A 3,266-nucleotide genomic window follows, 5' to 3' on the forward strand; every position below is an offset into this window, starting at 1 on the left:
GACGGTGCCGCTCCTCGAACCCCGTGACGGCGTCCCCGAGGTCGTCACCACGGCGCGCGGGGTCGCCGACGCGGCAGCGATGCTCGCGCAGGGACACGGCCCGCTGGCCGTCGACGCCGAACGCGCGTCGGGCTACCGCTACTCCGCGCGCGCCTATCTCGTACAGTTGCGCCGCGAGGGCGCCGGCACGGTGCTGCTCGACCCCATCCCGACGCGGGACGACCTCGCGCCCCTGGCCGAGGTGATCAACGACCTCGAATGGGTTCTGCACTCCGCCGACCAGGACCTCCCCGGCCTTGCCGAACTCGGTCTCCGGCCGGCGACGTTGTACGACACCGAACTCGCCGGTCGCCTCGCCGGTTTTCCTCGCGTCGGTCTCGCCGCGATCGTGGCCGAGACCCTCGGCCTGGAACTGCGCAAGGGTCACGGTGCCGCGGACTGGTCGACCCGGCCGTTGCCGGAGTCGTGGCTCAACTACGCCGCGCTCGACGTCGAACCGCTCGTCGAGCTCCGCGAGGCGATGGCGCGTGAACTCGAGCGGCAGAACAAGACCGAGTGGGCCGCCCAGGAATTCGAGCACATCCGCCTCGCCGGGCCTCCGGCGCCGAAGCCCGACCGGTGGCGACGTACATCGAAGATCCACGCGATCAAGGACCGGCGCCGCCTCGCGATCGTCCGCGAACTGTGGACCACGCGCGACGAGATCGCTGCCCGGCGTGACATCGCCCCCGGGCGCATCCTGCCCGACTCCGCGATCATCGCCGCCGCGGAGGCGAGCCCCGCTACCGTCGAACAACTGCAGGCACTTCCGGTCTTCGGTGGACCCCGCCAGCGTCGTTCCTCGCGTGCCTGGCTGAACGCGATCGAGCGGGCCCGGGCGCTGCCCGACGACCGGCTCCCACCCCTCACGCCGCCGCTGACCGGGCCTCCCCCGGCCGGTCGCTGGTCGCGCCACCACCCGGAGGAGGCGGAGCGTCTCGCCGTGGCGCGCGGCGAACTCACCGCTCTGAGCGAGGAGGTCGCCGTTCCGGTCGAGAATCTGGTGAGCCCGGAACTCGTGCGGCGCCTGTGCTGGGACTGGGACGTCGCGGCCGGGGACGACGTCGAGGAGTACATCGGCGGTCGTTTCGCCGAGGGCGGGGCACGGCCGTGGCAATGCGAGTTGACCGTGCCGCGACTGGCGAAGGCACTCACTGCGGAGAAGTGATCTCCGGGAATCGCCCGAGCAAGGTGCGGACCGGGGACGGGTTCTCGCCGGAAACGTCGAGTCGGCAGTTCGGCGCGGCGTAATGTTCCCCTGAAGAAAACACAGTGTGTCCAGCCCTTTTCGTGCCCTCGCGGCCTGTCCCATCCAGGAGTTCCACGGTGACCCAACCATCGACCGCACACGCCGCGAAAGTCATCGCCGTGACCGTCGCAGCGGCCGTAGGCGGTTTCCTGTTCGGCTTCGACAGTTCGGTCGTCAACGGCGCCGTCGACTCCATTCAGGAGAACTTCGCGCTCAGCTCCTTCGTGACCGGTTTCGCCGTCGCCATCGCTCTGCTCGGTTGTGCCGTCGGTGCGTGGTTCGCCGGACGCCTCGCCGACAGCTGGGGCCGCAAACGCGTGATGCTCCTCGGCTCGGTCCTGTTCGTGATCTCCTCGATCGGATCCGGCCTGGCCTTCAGCGTTCCCGACCTGATGTTGTGGCGCATACTCGGTGGCCTCGGTATCGGTATCGCCTCGGTCATCGCGCCGACCTACATCTCCGAGATCGCGCCTGCGCGCTACCGCGGTGCCCTCGCGTCGCTGCAGCAGCTCGCCATCACCCTCGGCATCTTCGCGGCTCTTCTGTCGGATGCGATCCTGCAGAACGCCGCCGGTGGCGCGTCGAACGAGTTGTGGTGGAATCTCGAGGCCTGGCGGTGGATGTTCCTCGTCGGTGTGGCTCCCGCAGTCCTCTACGGTGTACTGGCGCTGACCATTCCGGAGTCGCCCCGGTATCTCGTGGGCAAGGACATGGACGAAGAGGCCGCGGCCGTGCTGGCGAGCGTCACCGGCGAGCTTCGGCCCGACGAACGTGTCCGCGAGATCCGTCTCACGCTGCGCCGGGAATCGAAGGCCTCCTTCGGCGACATCCGCGGCCCGGTCTTCGGTCTGCAGCCGCTGGTGTGGGTCGGCATCACGATGGCGGTCTTCCAGCAGTTCGTCGGTATCAATGCGATCTTCTACTACTCGACGACGCTGTGGAAGTCCGTGGGCTTCTCGGAGAACCAGTCGTTCACGACGTCGGTGATCACGGCCGTGATAAACGTGCTCATGACGTTTGTCGCGATCCTGTTCGTCGACAAGATCGGTCGCCGCCCGTTGCTGATGACCGGCTCGATCGGCATGTTCGTCAGCCTCCTGCTGGCAGCGATCGCCTTCTCGCAGGCGGTCGGCAGCGGTGAGGATGTCGAACTGCCGGCACCGTGGGGTGCACTCGCGCTCGTCGGAGCGAACGCCTTCGTGATCTTCTTCGCCGCCACCTGGGGTCCGATCATGTGGGTGATGCTCGGCGAGATGTTCCCGAACCGCATGCGCGCGGTGGCCCTCGGCATCAGCACCGCGGCCAACTGGATCGCGAACTTCACGGTCACGCTCGCCTTCCCGCCGCTCACCTCCGCGGTCGGTCTGTGGTTCCTGTACGGACTGTTCGCGTTCTTCGCCCTGCTGTCGTTCTTCTTCGTCAAGGCGAAGATCCCCGAGACCAAGGGCATGGAACTCGAGGAGATGCAGAGCTAGTCGATATGCGTGAGGGGCGGTATCCGGACCCCGGATACCGCCCCTCACGCATATGCCCTCGTATCGGCCGGCTCAGCCCGCTTCGCGGTCGGACTGTTCGACCGCCGAGGGGCGCGACCGCTCCTCGGGTTCGCTGTCGAGGCCGGCGACCCAGCCGGTGACCTGGCGTGCCACGTCCTGGGCCGTCAGACCGAGTTCGGCGTGGATCTCGTTGCGGGAGGCGTGATCGAGGAACTTCTGCGGCACCCCGACATCGCGCGTGGGTACGTCGACATCGTTGCGGCGCAGCGCAGCGGAGACCGCCGAGCCGACACCACCGTGCAGACCGCTGTCCTCGACCGTGACGACGATCCGGAAACCGCGCGCGAGGTCGACCACCGCGTCGGGTACAGGAAACACCCACCGCGGATCGACGACCGCGGCATCGATCCCCTGCCGGGAGAGACGATCGGCGACGTCGAGCGCGAGACCCGCGAACGCTCCGACCGCGACGATCAGTGCGT

General features: G+C 68.2%; 3 protein-coding genes. 2 read left to right on the top strand and 1 reads right to left on the bottom strand.

What is annotated here, in order from left to right:
• Positions 1–4: 4 nt before the first annotated feature.
• Together R1101_RS0119440 and R1101_RS0119445 are read left to right on the top strand one after the other, a co-directional pair.
• On the top strand, positions 5–1,207 hold the full coding sequence (locus R1101_RS0119440; RefSeq protein ID WP_081494137.1) for an HRDC domain-containing protein: 1,203 nt from the start codon (positions 5–7) through the stop codon (positions 1,205–1,207).
• 158 nt (positions 1,208–1,365) lie between these two features.
• Positions 1,366–2,763 carry a sugar porter family MFS transporter gene (locus tag R1101_RS0119445; protein WP_026003480.1) on the top strand — a complete coding sequence of 466 codons (1,398 nt, stop codon included), beginning with the start codon at positions 1,366–1,368 and terminating at the stop codon, positions 2,761–2,763.
• 72 nt (positions 2,764–2,835) lie between these two features.
• On the opposite strand, the gene R1101_RS0119450 is transcribed toward R1101_RS0119445, so the two are convergent.
• On the bottom strand, positions 2,836–3,266 hold a 431-nt coding region (locus tag R1101_RS0119450), incomplete at its 5' end, for a transketolase C-terminal domain-containing protein (RefSeq protein ID WP_026003481.1).

It is taken from the genome of Rhodococcus sp. R1101 (assembly GCF_000278445.1).
GTDB classification, from domain to species: Bacteria; Actinomycetota; Actinomycetes; order Mycobacteriales; family Mycobacteriaceae; genus Rhodococcus; species Rhodococcus gordoniae.